Origin of the sequence: Olleya sp. ITB9 (assembly GCF_001315805.1) — a bacterium.
Classification (GTDB): domain Bacteria; phylum Bacteroidota; class Bacteroidia; order Flavobacteriales; family Flavobacteriaceae; genus Olleya; species Olleya sediminilitoris.
In genome coordinates, this window is sequence record NZ_BCBW01000040.1 from 1 (window position 1) to 19,625 (window position 19,625).

15 protein-coding genes are annotated in these 19,625 nt (G+C 33.5%); 7 read left to right on the top strand and 8 right to left on the bottom strand.

What is annotated here, in order from left to right:
- Positions 1-224: 224 nt before the first annotated feature.
- From ITB9_RS11965 to purN, 4 genes are all read right to left on the bottom strand, one after another.
- Entirely contained in the window at positions 225-2,123 is a 1,899-nt protein-coding gene (locus ITB9_RS11965; protein WP_054852426.1) for an amidophosphoribosyltransferase, read from the bottom strand.
- Between the two features lie 76 nt (positions 2,124-2,199).
- The gene (locus tag ITB9_RS11970) at positions 2,200-3,123 is read right to left on the bottom strand and encodes a PfkB family carbohydrate kinase (protein WP_028607176.1); all 924 of its coding nucleotides are present in this window, start codon (positions 3,121-3,123) and stop codon (positions 2,200-2,202) included.
- Positions 3,124-3,189: 66 nt separating this feature from the next.
- Complete coding sequence (locus ITB9_RS11975) at positions 3,190-3,831, bottom strand: viroplasmin family protein (protein ID WP_028607175.1); 642 nt, start codon at positions 3,829-3,831, stop codon at positions 3,190-3,192.
- Positions 3,832-3,858: 27 nt separating this feature from the next.
- Positions 3,859-4,425 (bottom strand): phosphoribosylglycinamide formyltransferase, encoded by a 567-nt coding sequence (gene purN, locus ITB9_RS11980; RefSeq protein ID WP_054852427.1) that lies wholly within the window; start codon positions 4,423-4,425, stop codon positions 3,859-3,861.
- A gap of 181 nt (positions 4,426-4,606) precedes the next feature.
- On the opposite strand from purN, the gene ITB9_RS11985 reads away from it, so the two are divergent.
- From ITB9_RS11985 to ITB9_RS12010, 6 genes are all read left to right on the top strand, one after another.
- Complete coding sequence (locus ITB9_RS11985; RefSeq protein ID WP_013869581.1) at positions 4,607-4,840, top strand: acyl carrier protein; 234 nt, start codon at positions 4,607-4,609, stop codon at positions 4,838-4,840.
- 11 nt (positions 4,841-4,851) lie between these two features.
- The gene (fabF, locus tag ITB9_RS11990; protein WP_028607173.1) at positions 4,852-6,102 is read left to right on the top strand and encodes a beta-ketoacyl-ACP synthase II; all 1,251 of its coding nucleotides are present in this window, start codon (positions 4,852-4,854) and stop codon (positions 6,100-6,102) included.
- Between the two features lie 9 nt (positions 6,103-6,111).
- Positions 6,112-6,861 carry a ribonuclease III gene (gene rnc, locus ITB9_RS11995; protein ID WP_028607172.1) on the top strand — a complete coding sequence of 250 codons (750 nt, stop codon included), beginning with the start codon at positions 6,112-6,114 and terminating at the stop codon, positions 6,859-6,861.
- Positions 6,862-6,997: 136 nt separating this feature from the next.
- Complete coding sequence (locus ITB9_RS12000) at positions 6,998-7,483, top strand: IPExxxVDY family protein (protein WP_028288988.1); 486 nt, start codon at positions 6,998-7,000, stop codon at positions 7,481-7,483.
- Positions 7,483-8,925 (top strand): pyruvate kinase, encoded by a 1,443-nt coding sequence (gene pyk, locus ITB9_RS12005; RefSeq protein ID WP_054852428.1) that lies wholly within the window; start codon positions 7,483-7,485, stop codon positions 8,923-8,925. The genes ITB9_RS12000 and pyk overlap by 1 nt, the downstream gene beginning before the upstream one ends.
- A gap of 165 nt (positions 8,926-9,090) precedes the next feature.
- The gene (locus ITB9_RS12010; RefSeq protein ID WP_028288990.1) at positions 9,091-9,375 is read left to right on the top strand and encodes a hypothetical protein; all 285 of its coding nucleotides are present in this window, start codon (positions 9,091-9,093) and stop codon (positions 9,373-9,375) included.
- Here the strand turns inward: ITB9_RS12010 and dinB are convergent.
- Positions 9,372-10,475, bottom strand: a complete 1,104-nt coding sequence (gene dinB, locus ITB9_RS12015; protein WP_054852429.1) for a DNA polymerase IV — start codon at positions 10,473-10,475, stop codon at positions 9,372-9,374. The genes ITB9_RS12010 and dinB overlap by 4 nt on opposite strands.
- Positions 10,476-10,551: 76 nt before the next feature.
- Between dinB and ITB9_RS12020 the strand changes: the two genes are divergently transcribed.
- Positions 10,552-11,019 (top strand): CYTH domain-containing protein, encoded by a 468-nt coding sequence (locus ITB9_RS12020; RefSeq protein ID WP_054852430.1) that lies wholly within the window; start codon positions 10,552-10,554, stop codon positions 11,017-11,019.
- A gap of 97 nt (positions 11,020-11,116) precedes the next feature.
- On the opposite strand, the gene ITB9_RS12025 is transcribed toward ITB9_RS12020, so the two are convergent.
- Genes ITB9_RS12025 through ITB9_RS12035 form a run of 3 tightly spaced genes read right to left on the bottom strand, consistent with a single transcriptional unit; the run spans position 11,117 to position 19,621 of the window.
- Positions 11,117-13,027 (bottom strand): OmpA family protein, encoded by a 1,911-nt coding sequence (locus ITB9_RS12025; RefSeq protein ID WP_054852431.1) that lies wholly within the window; start codon positions 13,025-13,027, stop codon positions 11,117-11,119.
- Positions 13,028-13,048: 21 nt separating this feature from the next.
- A complete protein-coding gene (locus tag ITB9_RS12030) occupies positions 13,049-13,954 on the bottom strand; it encodes a type IX secretion system membrane protein PorP/SprF (protein ID WP_054852132.1) in 906 nt (301 codons plus the stop codon).
- 27 nt (positions 13,955-13,981) lie between these two features.
- Positions 13,982-19,621 (bottom strand): choice-of-anchor L domain-containing protein, encoded by a 5,640-nt coding sequence (locus ITB9_RS12035; protein WP_054852432.1) that lies wholly within the window; start codon positions 19,619-19,621, stop codon positions 13,982-13,984.
- Positions 19,622-19,625: the final 4 nt, after the last annotated feature.

A 19,625-nucleotide genomic window follows, 5' to 3' on the forward strand; every position in this document is an offset into this window, starting at 1 on the left:
ATCTTAGAACCTGCTTTTTTTATGTTTTTATTTAAAATTTAGACAAATAAAAAAGGTGAACATTGTTCACCTTTTTTGCCCCAAATCTACCATGAACTTAACCTACTTATGTTATGGTATCCTCAAATATAATCACAATATTATTGAATAGTCGCAAATTATGGTTGAAACGTAAATATATTCGCTTAAAGGATTTCATGTGTTAAACCCTATATAATTACTTATTAATAAGCACGTTCTTTGTTACCTTCATAAAAATTAATAAAAGCTCTGTTAACGACTCTGTTACCTCCAGCAGTTGGATAATTACCTGTAAAATACCAGTCTCCAGAATGGTCAGGACAGGCTTTATGTAAATTTTCTACTGGTTGAAAAATAATGTCTACTTCAGCATTTACAGATTGGTCTGTTAGTAATTCAGATATTTTTGCCGAAATCTGTTCTGTTGTAAATTGATCGTATATTTCGTTTACAAAGTTTTTAACATCTTTGTCTTCTAAGTTTTCTTGTGCTTTACACTTTTTGTAAACGTCTTCTACTAAATCATATTTATTGTTTTCTTTAAGTAAAGCTAATGCAGCATTAAAAGCTACTAATGTTTCTAGGTTAGCCATGTCAATACCATAGCAATCAGGAAAACGTATTTGTGGTGCAGAAGATACAATTACAATCTTTTTAGGATGTAACCTGTCTACCATTTTAATAATACTTTTCTTTAAAGTAGTACCACGTACAATACTATCATCAATTATAACAAGATTATCCGTAGGTTTGATAACACCATAAGTTACATCATAAACGTGTGCAACTAAGTCATCACGACTACTATCTTCTGTTATAAAAGTTCTTAGCTTGACATCTTTAATAGCTATTTTTTCAATTCTTGGACGCTCTTTTAAGATAGAGGTAACACGCTCTGCAGATAATTTACCATTACCATCTAAAATGGCTTGAGTTTTTTTCTGGTTTAAATGTTCTTCAACAGTTTCAATCATTCCGTAAAATGAAGTTTCAGCTGTGTTAGGAATGTATGAAAACACCGAGTTTTCAGTATCATTGTTTATAGACTTTAATACTTTAGGCATTAATAAACGACCAAGCATTTTGCGTTCTTGATATATTTCGGCATCACTTCCTCTAGAAAAGTAAATACGTTCAAAACTACAAGATTTTCTTTCTAAAGGTTCTAGAATTTGTTTGATAGACGTTTGTCCTGATTTTTTTACAATTATAGCATTACCAGGTTCTAATTCTTTTACGTCTTTAAATTCTACATTAAATACAGTCTGTATAACAGGACGCTCAGAAGCTACAACAACTATTTCGTCATCTTTATAGTAGTATGCTGGACGGATTCCTGCAGGATCACGTAATACAAAAGCATCTCCATGACCAATTAAACCAGCCATAGCGTATCCGCCATCCCAATTTTTTGCAGCACGTCTTAATATTTTTGCAATTTTTAGACGTTCTGCAATTAATGGTGAGCACTCGTGTTTACCGTAACCTTCTTTTTTAAGCTCTTTGTAAATTTTACTAACAGCATCGTCTAAAAAGTGACCGATTTTTTCCATTATGGTAATGGTGTCGGTATATTCTTTTGGATGTTGTCCAAGATCTACTAAGTTTTGGAAAAGCTCTTTAACATTGGTCATATTAAAGTTACCAGCCATAATAAGGTTACGATGCATCCAGTTATTTTGTCTTAAAAATGGATGAACACTCTCTACGCTATTTTTACCAAATGTACCGTAGCGTACGTGACCTAATAATAACTCACCTATGTATGGTATGTGTTTTTTTTGTAAGTCAACACTGTCTTGATATTCTGGATGCTCTGCTAGTTCTTTATTAATACGCTCGTTAATTTGAGCAAAAATATCTTGTATTGGTTGTTGCTGTATGGATCTTACGCGACTTATATAACGTTCTCCTGGTTTGGTATCCATTTTAATACTAGCAAAACCTGCACCATCTTGACCACGATTGTGCTGCTTTTCCATCATTAAATACATTTTATTGACTCCATAAAATGCACTACCATATTTTTCTTTATAAAATTGTAAAGGTTTAAGTAATCTAATTAGTGCAATTCCGCACTCGTGTTTTAAAGCATCACTCATTGTTGTTGTGTTGTGAGTTGTGTTATTTTAAATAATAAACTAAAAAACGCGCTCAAATTTTGAGCGCGTTAGTGACTTATAATTTTATATCAAACTGTGTTAGTTTCTTAAATTCTTGCAAGCGGTTATTGACTTCTTCTTTTGTCAAATTAACCATGCGTTCTGTTCCAAATTTCTCTACACAAAAGGATGCTAATGTAGATCCGTAGATTACTGCATTTTTCATGTTTTCAAAACTAATATCTCCAGTACTTGCTAAATAGCCAGCAAATCCACCAGCAAAAGTATCTCCAGCACCAGTAGGGTCAAAAACTTCTTCTAACGGTAAAGCAGGAGCATAAAACATATGGTCATCATGAAATAATAAAGCACCATGTTCTCCTTTTTTAATAACCACGTATTTTGGTCCCATTTCATGAATTTTTCTAGCAGCAACAACTAAACTATATTCTCCTGTTAATTGTCTTGCTTCTTCATCATTAATGGTAATAACATCTACATTTTTGATAACAGATAATAGGTCGTCTAACGCGATATCCATCCAAAAATTCATAGTATCTAAAATAGCTAATTTTGGCTTTTTAGTCATTTGGTCCAATACACCTTGTTGTACCAAAGGATGTAAGTTACCTAGCATTACAATCTCTGCATCGCGATAATTTTCTGGCACGACAGGATTAAAATGTTCTAAAACATTAAGTTCTGTAGCTAGCGTATCACGAGAGTTCATGTCGTTATGGTATTTACCACTCCAAAAGAAAGTTTTACCATCTTTTACAATCTCGATACCTTCAATATCTACATTTCTATCTTTTAAAAGATCTAAATATTCCTGAGGAAAATCTCCACCAACAACAGATACTGCTGCTTGATCTACATTAAAGTTTGCTGCAGATAACCCAATATAGGTTGCTGCTCCACCAAGAATTTTGTCTGTTTTTCCAAAAGGTGTTTCAATAGCATCAAAAGCTACTGTACCTACAATTACTAATTTGCTCATAAAAGCGTTTTAAATTAAGGCGCAAATATACGCTTTTTATGGAGTATTTTGGTATAGCGTAACATCTTATTTTCGTCCAAAATCTGCAGGGATTTCTCCCCAAGCTTTTGTCTCCCATTTAACAATGGTTGTTTTGTAGTCGTTTGCTTTTAGCCATTTAACAGCACGATCTACCAAATCGTACACAGGTTTGTTTTTGGCATTACGTTGTAGTTTACTATTGCATGTTTTTTTGCGTACCCAACTCATAGCAGTTCTAGAGTCAGTATATATAATACGGTCACTATCATGTTTTTTTAAAAAACTTAAACCATGTACAAGAGCTAAAAATTCTCCAATATTATTGGTGCCTTCAGCAAAAGGACCTTGTATAAATAATTGTTTTTTAGATTTTGTGTCTACACCACGATATTCCATGATTCCAGGGTTTCCTGATGATGCTGCATCTACAGCAATGGAGTTATAGTTGGGTTGTCCTATTTTTTTTAGTTGCTCAGCACTAAGTTGGCTTTTAAAGCTTTCTTTTTTTCCAATGTAGTCAAAGTAGTTTCCTTTTAAAGCCTCTTTAGCAGCAGCAAATGTAGCGAAGGACTTATATTGAGCACCTGGATAATCTTTAATTTGAGCTTTACAATCGTTCCAGGTTTCAAAAACACCTTTATGGTGTCCTTGCCAAACCGTATAGTATTTTTTCTTTTTTTTACCCATTGTAGTATTTCCGCTTAAGCGGAAATCTTATTTGTTTAATAGTTGGTTAACTACCTCAGGAAAATGTTTCATCTCCAATTCATGAATCTTTTCAGCCACATCTTGAGCTGTATCTGATGCTAAAACCTTACATTTTGCTTGAAAAATAATAGCACCTTCGTCATAATGTTCATTAACATAATGAATAGTTATTCCAGTTTCGGTTTCTTTATTTTTAACAACAGCATCGTGTACGTGCATACCATACATGCCTTTTCCTCCAAATTTTGGCAATAAAGCTGGATGTACATTTATTACTTTGTTTGGAAAGTATTTTAATATGTTTTCTGGAAACTTCCATAAAAAACCAGCTAATACAATTAAATCAGGTTGGGTAGATTTTAGAAGGTTTAAAACATCATCTGTTGCTGTAAAGGCTGTTTTATTAAACGATAATGCGCTAACTTTTAGTTTTTTACACCTGTCTAATACTTTGGCATGAGGATTGTTAGTTAATACCTGAATAACAGACGCATTGTCTCTATTTTGGAAAAACCTTATTAAATTTTCAGCATTACTTCCGCTTCCGGACGCAAAAATTACTACACGTTTCATTTTCTAGTTTCAATGTTAAAATCTTCAAACAAAAAAAGCAATAATTATTAACAATTACGGGCTAAAACAGAAATTCTTCAATTTAAATATTTAAATTAGTAGCACATTTTTTAAGTAAACGTGTGTTTTAAATTAAAGTTTTTTATTTTTGCCACTTAATTAAAACTAAAAAATTAAAATTATGTCAGACATTGCATCAAGAGTAAAAGCGATCATCGTAGACAAATTAGGTGTTGATGAAAACGAAGTTGTAACTGAAGCTAGCTTCACAAACGACTTAGGAGCAGATTCATTAGACACTGTAGAATTAATCATGGAATTTGAAAAAGAATTCGATATCCAGATTCCAGATGACCAAGCAGAAAACATTGCGACAGTAGGTCAAGCTGTATCTTATATTGAAGCTGCAAAATAAGCACAATATTTATGGAACTTAAGCGAGTAGTAGTTACAGGGTTAGGAGCGTTAACGCCAATTGGAAACACTAAGGACGAGTATTGGTCTGGTCTTATTAGTGGTAAAAGTGGTGCTGCACCTATAACATATTTTGATTCTGAAAAATTCAAAACAAAATTTGCTTGCGAGTTAAAAAACTTCGTGGCTACAGATTTTCTAGATAGAAAAGAAGCCCGAAAAATGGATAGGTTTACACAGTACGCAATGGTCGCATCAGATGAGGCTATTGCGGACTCAAACCTTGATTTGGATACCGTTAACAAACTTAGAGTTGGCGTTATTTGGGGAGCTGGAATTGGTGGTTTAGAAACTTTTCAAAATGAAGTTTTAAATTTTGCTGCTGGTGATGGTACTCCTAGATTTAATCCTTTTTTCATCCCAAAGATGATAGCAGATATTGCTCCAGGAAACATTTCTATTAAAAATGGTTTTATGGGTCCTAATTATACTACTGTATCTGCATGTGCTTCTTCGGCTAACGCAATGATTGATGCTTTAAACTATATACGTTTAGGACATTGTGATGTTATTGTGACTGGAGGTAGTGAAGCAGCAGTAACTATTGCAGGAATGGGAGGATTTAATGCTATGCACGCTTTATCAACTAGAAATGAAAGTCCAGAAACTGCATCAAGACCTTTTGATGCTACACGTGATGGATTTGTTTTAGGTGAAGGAGCAGGAGCAATTATTCTTGAAGAATATGAGCATGCAAAAGCAAGAGGAGCAAAAATATATGCTGAAGTTTTAGGAGGTGGAATGTCTTCTGATGCTCACCATATGACTGCACCACATCCAGACGGAATAGGTGTTATAGCAGTTATGAAAAACTGCTTAGAAAATGCTGGTTTAAAACCAGAAGATGTTGATCATATTAATACTCATGGTACGTCTACACCTTTAGGTGATGTTGCCGAGTTGAAAGCTATTAAAGAAGTTTTTGGTGATCATGCTAAAACAATTAACATAAACTCTACAAAGTCTATGACTGGTCACTTGTTAGGTGCAGCAGGAGCTATCGAGTCTATTGCAGCTATTCTTGCAATGGAAAACGGTATCGTGCCACCAACAATTAATCATACTACAGTTGACGAGAATATAGACCAAGATTTAAATTTAACACTTAACAAGCCTCAAAAAAGAGACATCAAAGTTGCAATGAGCAATACTTTTGGTTTTGGAGGACATAATGCTTGTGTGTTATTTAAAAAATTAGACTAGTTTTACTGAATGAAAGGCATTCGCAACATATTTAAATCCCAATCAAAAAATGATAAGGGTGAATTTTTTGTGGCTATTTCAGAAATTTTAAAATTTAAACCCAAAACTTTAAACTATTATAAGACTGCCTTTACCCATCGATCGATGAATATAAAGGATGAAAAGGGTCACATTATAAATTACGAAAGATTAGAGTTTTTAGGTGACGCTATGCTAAGTGCTGTCATTGCACACCATTTATACACAGAAGTTCCTGGAGGTGACGAAGGTTATTTAACCAAAATGAGATCTAAAGTTGTTAGTCGTGAGCATTTAAACGAGCTTGGTAAAGATTTAAAGCTTATTGATATTGTTAAAAGTAAAATACCAAAAGGTCAATTTGGTGACAATATTCATGGTAATTTATTTGAAGCTTTAATTGGTGCTATTTATTTGGATAAAGGTTATGTAAACTGTGAAAAGTTTATTCAGAAACGTGTGATTGATCCTTATGTTGATATAGAGAAATTAGAAGGTAAAGTCATAAGCTACAAAAGTCTTCTTATTGAGTGGTGTCAAAAAGAAAAAAAGGTTTTTGATTACAACGTATATGAAGATACAGGTAATGATGACGTTAAGCATTTTTCTGTAAAATTATCTATAGATAAAAAAGTTGTGGCTAAAGCTAGAGCGACTTCTAAAAAGAAAGCAGAAGAGAAAGCATCCAAACGCGCTTTTTTTGCACTTCAATCTCAAATATCAAAAGGCGGTTTCATTTAAGTCTCTTAAATTACATAACTGATAAAATAAAGCGGTTTACTCAAACGTTTTCGTAATAAATTGTTGTTAAGTTTAGGTAAAATTCATAATAATTCATTCTTTTAGTACTATATTTACATTTAATTTAATAATTAAAATGGCTGTTCGAAAACTTTCTTTAGACGAATTTTTAGAAGAAGAGCATTACGCTTTAATTGGTATTCATTGCGTAATAGAAGATTACAGATTGGCTTATTTAATTAATAAATCATTAGACATTAAGCTTAAAAGACAAAAACGGGATGTTACCAATCCTAGCTTAAATACTAATTATGCAATCTTTGAATGGTTTGATGATAAACAATTAACCACTTATCATTTAGTTGCAAATAACTGTAAAATACAAAACAGCAATTCTGTTGAACAATCCAATTCGTTATTTGGAGAAGATCATTTAGGTAGTACAAATCACTATTTATTACCAGAATTTAAAAAGGTAAACTTTCTTCTTAAAATAGAAACAGAATTTAATAATAAAGAAAAAATTATTTTAAATAATCTTCTTAAGATTCCGCAAGTAGTGACAGCTTACAGTATAGATGCTGATACTTTAAAATCTAAAGACAATTTAATATTTAACTAATGCCACACAGAAAAAAGACTAAAATCGTTGCAACTCTAGGACCAGCAACAAGTAGTAAAGAGGTTTTAAAAGGTATGTTAGACGAAGGTGCTAATGTATTTAGAATCAACTTTTCTCACGCAGATTATAAAGACGTTGAAGAACGTGTAAAAATGATAAGAGAACTAAACGAAGAGTTTGGTTACAATGCATCAATATTAGGAGACCTTCAAGGTCCTAAGCTACGTGTTGGTGTTATGAAAGGTGAAGTTATTGTAAATCCAGGAGACGAAATTATTTTTGCTACTGGAGAACGTTTTGAAGGAACTAAAGAACGCGTTTACATGACTTACGATAGTTTTCCTCAAGATGCTAAACCTGGTGAACGTATACTGTTAGATGATGGAAAATTAATTTTTGAAGTTGTATCTACAGATAAAAAATCTGAAGTAAAAGCTAAGGTTATTCAAGGTGGACCATTAAAGTCTAAAAAAGGGGTAAATCTTCCTAATACAAATATTTCTCAACCTGCTTTAACGGAAAAAGATGTTGACGATGCAATATTTGCTTGTAAAATTGGTGTAGATTGGATGGCATTATCTTTTGTGCGTCATGCTGAAGATTTAATGCAATTAGAAGAACTGATAAAAAAACATAGCGATCATAAAATTCCGATTATAGCAAAAATTGAAAAGCCAGAAGCAGTAGAAAATATTGATAAAATTGTGGCTTATTGTGATGGATTAATGGTAGCTCGTGGAGATTTAGGAGTAGAAATTCCTGCTGAAGAAGTACCATTAGTACAAAAGCAATTAGTATTACGTGCAAAACGTGCTAGAATACCAGTAATTATTGCAACCCAAATGATGGAAACTATGATTACTAGTTTAACACCAACTAGAGCAGAAGTTAATGATGTTGCTAATAGTGTTATGGATGGTGCAGATGCAGTAATGTTGTCAGGAGAGACTAGTGTAGGGCAATACCCTGTACAAGTTATCCGTCAGATGTCTAACATAATAAAAAGTGTAGAAGATTCTGATTTAATACAAGTGCCACAATCTCCTCCTCATATTCGTACTAAGCGTTACATAACAAAATCTATCTGTTATCACGCAGCACATATGGCTAATGATATTAATGCGAAAGCAATTTCTACGTTAACTAATAGTGGTTATACCGCTTTTCAAATTTCTGCCTGGAGACCAAGTACACATATACTTGTATTTACATCAAATAAGCGCATATTAACGCAATTAAGTTTACTTTGGGGAGTTACAGCTTTTTATTACGATAAGTTTGTTAGTACAGATGAAACCATAGAGGATGTAAATGCAATTGCATGTAAAAAAGGATTTTTAGAAGTAGGAGACATGCTTATTAGTTTAGCAGCAATGCCAATTCAAGAAAAAGGTATGGTAAACACTTTAAGAGTTACAGAAATTGAAAGCTGTAATTTTTAAATTATAAATTCAACAAAATAAAAAAGATCAGCTATAAATTATAGTTGATCTTTTTTTTGTTTTAAATTACTTACAAGTAATGTTAAAATAATGAGAATATTGCATTTTAATTGGGTTGTTTAGTGTGGATTTATTAATTTAAAGTACTAAACTAAAACAGTCATCATGAAAAATGTCAATATCCCAACAATTGAAAAAGAACAAATTAAATATTTAACCTTTCCAAAAGAAGAACTATTAGTCTCCAAAAAAGAGAAAGCTGAACGTTGCTTAACTTTAAAAAGGGCTATGGTTTTAGGTAATTTAGAGCATCAAAAAGTAAGAATTTTATTTGCAGATAGTGAAGGCGTTAAACGTGTTAATACTACTATTTGGGGAGTCACAGATGAGTATGTGATTTTAAAAACTTCAACCATTATTCCTCTAGAGCGTATTTTAGAAGTTGCTTAAAAGCCAAAACGCAACTGTACGCTAATTGCTTTTTTGTTTTCAGTGATTTTAGGTTTTTTAGTTGTGTTTAAATTAGATAACGAAATCCCTAATAATCTTACAGAATTGCTCATTTTATCCTGATACAGTAAATCTTTTGCTGTATCTAAAATTATAGATGCATCAGCCACAAAATATAGGAGCGTTTTACTTCGTGTTTGCAATGTAAAATCGCTATACTTAATTTTTAATGTTATTGTTTTTCCTGCGACATTGCTTTTATTTAACCGTCTAGCGACTTCGTCCGCAATATGTTTTAATTTTTCAAGCATAAATATTTCTGAAGATAAGTTTTCATTAAAAGTTCGTTCAGCAGCTAAACTTTTTCTAATCCTATTAGGTTTAACTTCACTATTGTGTATGCCTCTTACAATGTAGTAGTAGGATTTGCCTGATTTGCCAAAATTAGATTCTAAAAACTCCATAGATTTAGACTTTAAATCCATCCCGTTGTAGATGCCTTTTTGGTACATTTTTTCTGCAGTTACCTTACCAATACCGTAAAATTTTCTAATATCTAAAGCTTCTAAAAAGCCTAAAACTTCTTCAGGATTAACTACTTTTTGACCATTAGGCTTATTGTAATCACTTGCAATTTTTGCTACAAATTTATTTATACTAATACCAGCAGAGGCAGTAAGACCCACTTCATTAAAAATTCTGTTTCTTATTTCTTCCGCAAGCATAGAAGCACTTGGATGACCTTTTTTGTTTTCGGTTACATCAAGATAGGCTTCGTCTAAAGACAAAGGCTCAACCAAATCTGTATAGTCATAAAAGATGTTTCTAATTTTATTAGATATGGCTTTGTAGCGTTCAAAATCCGTTTTAACAAAAATTAAATGGGGACACAGTTTTATAGCCAACCTACCAGACATTGCGCTTTTAACTCCAAATTTTCTGGCTTCATAGCTAGCAGCACTAATAACACCACGTGGTCCACCACCACCAACAGCAATAGCTTTACCTTTTAAATCAGGATTATCCATTTGTGCAACAGATGCATAAAATGCATCCATATCCACATGAATAATTTTTCTTATTGGTAAATCGTTTTGCATCTTGTAAATTTAGGCATTAATTGTCTTTTTTTTGTATTTGAATTTAGAGTAAGATATTTTTTAACATAATAAAATAATGATTGAAATAGAACGTAAATTTTTAGTTAATTCTAATAATTTTAAAGCCGAAGCTTTTAAACAAACAAGAATTATACAGGGATTTTTAAGTACAGATAAAAAACGTACTGTTAGAGTACGATTAAAAGGTGAAATGGGCTATTTAACCATAAAAGGTGAGTCTTCTAAAAATGGATTGTCACGATTTGAATGGGAAAAAGAAATCGCTAAAGCGGAAGCTAAGCAGTTGTTAGCATTGTGTTTAGAAGAAGTAATAGATAAAGTGAGATATGAAGTGAAAGTTGGTAATCATATTTTTGAAATAGATGAATTTTTAGGTTCAAATGAAGGTTTGGTTGTTGCAGAAGTAGAATTAAATTCTGAAAACGAGCATTTTATTAAACCAGATTGGTTAGCTAATGAAGTAACAGGTGATGTAAAATATTATAACTCACAATTAAGTCAAGCTCCCTTCAGTAAATGGTAAATATAATTAGAAGTTAACGTCAAATTTTAGAAATTAAAAAAATAGCCTTACAAATTGCAAGGCTATTTTTTGGTTTGTTGGTTAAGCTTATTAATTATTATTGTGGTCCACCACTAGTAATAATAAATTGACTTCTTCGGTTTAAATCGTGATCCTCTTCTTTACAAGGATTACAGTTTACAGCAGGATTGGTTTCTCCTAGACCAGAAGCCATGATTCTTCCAGCATCAATTCCTTTTGAGATAATGTACTGTCTTGTGGTTTGCGCACGTCTTTCGGATAAGTTTTGGTTATACTCAGCTGGACCTCTAAAATCTGTATGTGATGTAGCTTGAATAACCATGTCAGGATATTTATTCATGACTTGTACTAAGTTATCCAATTCAAAAGCAGCACGTGCTGTAATGTTTGATTTGTCAAAATCAAAATAGATTGGATTTAATACTACTTCTACTTTTGGTATTACAATCTTTTCAATTGGTTGTAGTTTAACTGTTGTTTCTATTTCTTCTTCATTTGATCCCTTTATAGCAACTTTATTACTTTCATAACCTTTCATTGTGACTTGTAGCTCTGTGTCTGTTTCGCACTCTACAATATATTCTACCTTACCTTCTGAATTTGCTGGTTTTGTTGCTAAAATATTACCCTGTGCGTCTACTAAACTTGTTAATGCTCCTGGTAATGTTTTTCCTGTTTTTTCATCTAAAATGGTACCTACTATTAATACATCACATAACGGTTGTATTTTTTTAATAGCATAAATGTCATCACTTCCTTTTCCTCCATCACGATTGGAAGACACAAAACCTTCACCTGAGACTTCATTGATTATAAAAGCAAAATCATCTCCATTACTATTAACAGGAATACCTACATTACGTATAGGGCCAATTTTTCCATCAATTTCTTTTGTGTAAAACACATCCATTCCTCCTAACCCTAAGTGTCCAGTTGAAGAAAAATACAAGGTATTATTATCACTTATAAAAGGAAACATTTCTTGCCCTTCTGTATTTATTTTTTGTCCCATGTTTACTGGTGTGCCAACTTCTCCGTTACTGTCTAAAGTGGCTTTGTAAATATCAAACTTACCAAATCCTCCAGCCATATCACTTGCAAAATAGATGGTGCTTCCGTCAGCACTAATGGTTGGGTTTTTTATAGAATAATTAGGACTGTTTATTGATAATGCTTCTACTTGAGAGAACCCATCAGCTTCTTTTTTTGCCTTAAATAAGTGTAATACACTGTATTTAGTGTTAGAAACACTGTCTTTTTCATAGATGTTTTCAAAAAAGCTTTCTCTAGAGAAAAACATTAATTTACCATTTGGTGTAAAGCTTGTGATACCTTCATGGTATTTGGTGTTTATGTCGCTAGGTAATAATGTTTCACCTTGAAAAGATCCGTCTTCAGCTACTGTATATTGATAGACATCTAAAAATGGTTCTTCATTCCAACCGTATTTTTTTCGGCTATCATTTCTTGAAGAGGTAATGTATAATTTACCGTTTTGAAGTGAGCCTCCAAAATCAGCATTTTTACTGTTTAAATCTAAGTTTTGAACATTAAATTTTTTGTCTTTATCCAGTATTTTTGCTAAATAATCAGGATTAGATTTATACATTACTGCACGATCATCTCCTGGTCGCATAGTTGCAAATTTGTTCATTTGCAAATTAGAAGCTTCATATTTTCCATTTGCTTTTAGCATTTCAGAATACTTGTAAAGCATTTCTGGTTTTGAAACTCCTGTTTCTAATGCTTTTGCATACCATTTTTCTGCCTCAATAGTATTGTAAATGTTGTAGTTTGCTTCGGCTAATTTAGAGTAAATATAAGGGTCGCCTTCTCCTTTTTCTACTAGTTTTGTATAGGCTTCTATAGCATTTACAAATTTATATTTAGCAAATAATTTATCAGCTTTTTTGGTGGCATCACTTTGAGCAAACACACAAGTGCTGCTTAATAAGATAGCGCATATAAATAGTTGTATTTTTTTCATTGTCTTGGTTAACTTAATGGATTAGAAATAACGTGGTGAACGTGATACTTTTCTTGGTAAATTAATATCAAAATTGATAAAAATCTCATGTGAAGAATTGGTTACGACATCTAATTGTGATTGGATACTGTCATAAGCATAACCTATTCTTAAATTTGGTGCAACTAAAAAGTTAATCATACCACTAAAAGAATCATCTAAACGGTAACCTGCTCCTACTTCTACAACATCATACATAAACAGGTTTAAATTGACATCAAAACTTACTGGTGCATCAAAAGCAACTTTAGCTAAAGCATGTGGTTTTAGCTTAAAGTTTTCTGACAAATCAAATACGTATCCTGCTGCTCCAAAAAAGTGTTGTGTTTCTGATCCTATTTTGTAACCATTAGCATCTAAATGTACCGAACTTAATATGTTTGGCATAGAGGCTGAAATGTAATACTTACTTGGCTTATAAAAATATAATCCTGCTCCAATATTTGGTGTCGTCTCATTTATATTCTCTGAGAAAAATGGATCGTCTGGATCTGTAAGCTCTAATCCTGTTAATCCAATATCATGAAAGGTTGCTCCTGCTTTTAATCCAAAAGCCAATTTAGTTGTGTTTCCTACTGGTATTGTATACGAGAAATCTACATAAGCATTGGTTTCTTGTACAGGTCCAACTTCATCACTAATTAAAGAGAAACCTAATCCTACATTGCTTCCTACTGGAGAATGTATAGCTAGAGTACCTGTTGTTGGTGCACCTTCTAAACCAACCCATTGACTTCTGTAAAGTGCACCTATTGATACACTTTCTGTAGAGCCTGCATAGGCTGGGTTTACCACATTCATGTTATACATATACTGTGTATATTGTGGATCTTGTTGGGCTTGTACACCTATAAACACTAGGAATACAATATATACTATTTTTTTCATCTGTTGTTTTTTTGTTTTCTAGTTAGTTTATCTGTTTAAATATACCCATGCGGCTTTTGTTTTGGTACCTTGGTACTTCATAACATAGTAATATGTTCCTACTGGTAGCATATCTCCGTTATCAGATTGTCCTTCCCATTGGTTTGTATAATTAGTTTTAGAGTATACTTTACGTCCATTACGATTAAAAATCTCTAAACTTTGAACATCAAAACTACTTAAATCAAAAGCATCATTATACCCATCATTATTTGGTGAAATACCTTGAGGTATAATACAAGTTTCTAACTCGGTTACCTCTACAAAAGCTGATTGTGAACAGCCTGTGTCGTTAAAAGTTACTTCTATTTCATATTCTCCTGCTGTTAATACAGTGTTTAGTGCTAAATTATTAGCTCCTGGTATTATAGCACCTTCATTATACCAAACTATACTTACTTCTGAGGCTGTATAATTAACAGCTTCTGCTGTTATAGTAATTGCTGACGTTGCATTTGGACAAACTTCATAAGTTATAGTACTGTCAAAAGTAGTTTCTGGTGTAATACCAAACACTAAATCAAAAGTTGTAGTTTCAAAACATCCAGTCATAGCATTTTCAACTCTAATATAAATAGTTTCAGCTCCAGGGGATTCATAAGTTGTTACATTAACTATTGGATCATTGCTCATGTTAGCATCGTCTAAACTTGTGTAATAAGTATATACTAAATCCGTTTGTCCTCCTGATATTACTGTTTCGTTTATGGTTAAATCAAATTCTGAGATACCGTCTTCGTCATTATCACATCCTATAACATCTTCAGATTGAACCAATACAGGTTTTGTTGCCAGTTCTAGGTTAAAAGTATTAGTGGCATAACATCCAGTTGTTGTGTTTTCTACCCTAAAATATATAATAGTATTAGCTGTAGCACTATAGGTAGTAACAGATGTAATTGGGTCTGTTCCATCTAATGCATCTTGTTCTGTTTCAAAATAACTAACAACAACATCTGTTTGTGTGCCAATAATATTGGCTTCATTTTCTGTTATATCAAAAACAGCTGTTGATGTGTTATCAATATCACAGGCAAGTATAGCTGTTTGTGTTTCTGCTTCTGGATTTTCAAAGAACTCAACAACAACATCGTCAGAGTAGAAACATGCAGATGAAGTACCTGTAAATACAATATCAACTTGGTATGTGCCAGTTTCGTTTACGGTTAATGTAGGGTCAGTTTCACCTGCTATTGGTTCTGTAATTCCGTTACCTACAGTATACCAAGTAATAACTGTTCCAGCAGGTTGAGGTACACCAATGTCTAGTGTTACAGCATCACCTTCACAGCTTGCTAAACCACTATCTAATAAAATATCTTCACCTAAATCTATTTCACCAATATCAAAACTACTAGCTTCTAAGAATACAGCTGAGTCAAAAGCTGTATCTCCATCATCTGCTACTACTAATTTAATACTGTAAGTGTTATTTGGTATTACAGTTGCTAAAGCAGTTAAAGGGACTGTTCTACCTATAAAGTTTGTTGGATTTGAAATCGCAGGAAGTCCAGTTCCTGCACCATAATATGCATCAAATAAAGAAGGGTTTGAAGAAGCACAACTTGTATTGTGTATATTATCTCTGATGGTAAATACTGAAACTGGATCTGTAGTTCCTGGTACTACAGCAATATTTACTGGTGCTCCTCCAGAAGTTATATCTGTTAAAATAAAAGCAAAAGCATCAGAGAAACCACATTGGAAAGCTCCATATTCTTCAGCTGCAAAAATAAAGTTAAATGTTAATTCGTCAATTAAAGGAGTAAACTCAAATTCTATTATTGAAGCATTATTAGTTGGTCCTTGATTAATAAATGATTCTAAGTCTGCATCACCAGGCCAGCTTGTGTTTCCGTCACTTAAAGTTCCCGTTTCTGGACCTGGAGCGTTTAGTACGTTACCAGTTGTCATTACGATTCCGCTTTCAAAAGGAAAGCCAGAACCATTAGCTTCAAAATATCCAATACCATTTGGTCCTCCAAAATCAGTACCAGTAGAAGAGGTCACATTGTTTACTATCGCGCAAGGAGAATTAACTAGTACGTCGTTTATAAGCTCATCTACAGTATATTGAGTGTCATCTGTAATAATTGGTGGTGGAATTGTGAAAACACATAAATCAAAACTCACATCTTGGAAGTCAATATCATCTGCTGTAAAAACTCTTATAAAGTATGTGTTACCAACAACTAAGCCATTAGCTGTACTATTATTTGTTGTTTCGCAATAAATATTTGTTAAACTGTTGCAATCTGTTCCTTCGTATAAAGCATGATCTAAATTAGTGGTATCACCAATAATATTATTTAATGAAATCCCATGATCTGTAGCTATTGCAGTAAATTGAAACCATACGTCATCATTGGTATCTCCTGTGCAGGTACTTGTTTGTGTAGATGAAGTTGCTCCATAAAGAGAGGCATTAGTAATGTTTGTGCAATTTTCATCAGCATTTGGCATAACAATTATAGCTCCTGAACATTCATCGTTTGAAGGAGGGCAAACTGGAACATTGATAGTATTGCTAGTAACAATACAGTTTACATCGTCAGCATTTTCAACCGTAATAATAACATCTGTATTTAATGGGTATGGACCCATTGTGATAATACCTGTTGTTGTTGTATTTTGAAGAGTAGAACCTTGATTGTCTGAAATGTTTAGGCCCATAGCATCACCAATACTAGTAATATCTGTTTCGATGTAAAATTCATTATTTCCGTTAGTACAGTCAGTAATAGGGTTAAAGTTTACTGCTTGATTTATACAAGTTGCACAATTCACTGTTATATTAACAGAAGTATAACCACTACTTTGACAACTAGCACTTATATCAGATTCTATTGCAAATGAAATGGTGTCTCCTGTAGATTGGAATGTTAACCCAGAAATTTGACCACTATTACCATAAGGTGTAGCAGCATTTAAATTTGTAACTCCATCAGAATCCAGTACAATAACTTCATCAAAGTTATTTTCAACTTGACCAGCATTAATTGTTAAATTTAAAGGTGTTCCATCTGTAGATGAAAATGTAAATACATTAGTGTCATTATTGTCATAACAATAGTCAATGGTTTGTGGTCCATCCGTTGCGCAATCTAATATAAAGTTGAACTGGGTTAATGTTGAAAAGTTAAAAGGACCAGCCCATGTACTTGATTCATTTCCACATAATGCCTGTATATAAACCTCATAATCAGTTGCAGAATTTAATGTTGTCTCTGATATTGTTGAAGAAGTTACAACTGTTCCTGAAGTAGGTACGCCAGTTCCGGCTGGTTGTAGCACGTAATTCCATTCTGTTTCAGCGCCACTTGGTATCCAAGAAATATCTGCAGCTGTTTCTGTTATATTAGTCGCTGTAATGGCTGTTGGAGCAATACAAAATGTTCCACAGGCTTCAACACGTAGTTGGTCTATTGCTAAATCTCCTTCAAATCCAGCACCAGAGCCACCATAGCTAATTTCAACATATATGACTTGTCCTAGGTAGGCATCTAAATTTATACCTATGGGTATCCAAGTTTCGTCTGCTGTATTTTGGTAGTCTCCTATCCAGTTGTATTCGTTAGTAAAAGGACCTACTTGAGATGTGCTAATACCAATACTTAGAGTCCCTATGTCATCACCAAAAGCATGCATATAAAAAGATAATTCTGCTCCATCTATTGCTGTTGATAAATCAATAGCAGGTGTTATTGCTGAGGCTATATCGGTAGCATTACCTGAGCTCTCATATTCTAAATGGGTTCCTGGATTACCATTCCAAGTAACATTTGGTCCTGTTGATGTTGAGTTTGCATTTTCTGTTGTGATACGCCAATTTCCGTTTGAACCATCAAAGCCAGTACCTGTCCATCCTGATGGTATATAATTAGTATCATTACCAAAATCTTCAGTAAATATAAATGTGGAGCTACCTGTAGCACAAGCAACTCCTGTTGGAGCTGGAGGAGGAGTGTTTAGTGTTGTGAAGTTTATTGGTCCAGCCCAAACACTAGTTCCTGATCCACAATCTGCTAAAATGTAAACTTCGTAAGATGTACTAGCTGTTAGTCCTGTTGCAGTATAAGGATTTGTTGTTACAGTTGTACCTGCTGTTGTTGGCATACCAGTTCCTGCTGCTTGCACAACAACTTCCCATGCTGTCTCAGAGTTATTTGCTATCCATGATAAATCTGCTGTAGTATCTGTTATAGCATCAACAGTTATGCTAGTTGGAGCGACGCAAAAATCACCACAAGTTTCAATACTAACTTGATCTATAGCCATATCACTTTCCCAGGTATCACCTGTTCCAACATAGCTAATTTCAATATATATGACTTGACCTAAATAGGCATCTAAATTAACACCTATTGGTACCCAAGCTTCATCTCCTGCCGACTGATAATCTCCAACCCAAGTATATTCGTTAGTGAAAGGACCTGTTTGAGATGTGCTAACTCCAATATTTAGAGTTCCCATGTCGCCACCAAAAGCATGCATGTAAAAAGATAATTCTGCTCCATCTACAGCTGTTGATAAATCAATAGCAGGTGTAATTGCAGAGGCTACATTTGTTGTATTACCAGAACCCTCATATTCTAAATGGGTTCCTGGATTGCCGTCCCATGTAATATCTGGTCCTGTTGAAGATGAATTAGCACTTTCTGTAGTGATATCCCAATCTCCATTAGTATCTGTAAAAGCAGTACCTGTCCATCCTGAAGGTACATAATTAGTATCATTACCAAAATCTTCAGTAAATATAAATGTGGAGCTACCTGTAGCACAAGTTACTCCTGTTGGAGCTGGAGGTGGTGTATTTAAAGTTGTAAAGTTAACAGGTCCTGTCCAAATACTATAATCTCCAGAACAGTTCGATCTAACATATACTTCATAATTTGTTGAAGGTGATAAAGTGTTGTCTGTATATGGAGTATTTGTCGTAGTTGTTGCTCCGGAACTTGTTGGGACACCTGTTCCTGAAGCTTGCACAACAATTTCCCATGTTGTTTCTGTACCACCAGCTAGCCAAGAAATATCGGTAGATGTTGTTGTTATATTGTCAACTGTTAAGGAGGTTGGGTTTGGACAAGTTGAATTGTATATAAGTACATTGTCAACTAACCAATACCAAGCCCAACTATTTGCATCGTTATAAGTAAATCGTACTTGCATTGCTGCATTAGCATATGTTGTAATGTCAATATGTTGTTGGTTAGGAGTGTTAAAACCTCCTGCATCAGATGTTTGAGTTAATACAGCAACCCAAGCAGTTCCGTCCCAGACTTCTACTACAGCAGTGTCACTACCTATATTGTTATAGTATTGATCAAAATCTAGAAATAATGCTGTAGATGTAGAAGTATCTAATACTGGAGATGTTAACGTTTCAACTAATAGTGTTCCGCTACCTACTGCGTCACTATCTACAATAGCAGCATTAGTGCCATCTAAACTATTTGTAGTGCCTTGTTGTCCTGAGTACCAAGAGTCTCCTGTGGCATCTCCTGCATCTGTTATTGTCCATGATGCAGGTATGGAGACATCAAAATTTTCTTGTAAATAAATTTGTGAGTTAGCTTGCCATCCAACTAACAGGAATAGCAAAGCTAAAATGAATGTAGTTTTTTTCATTTTT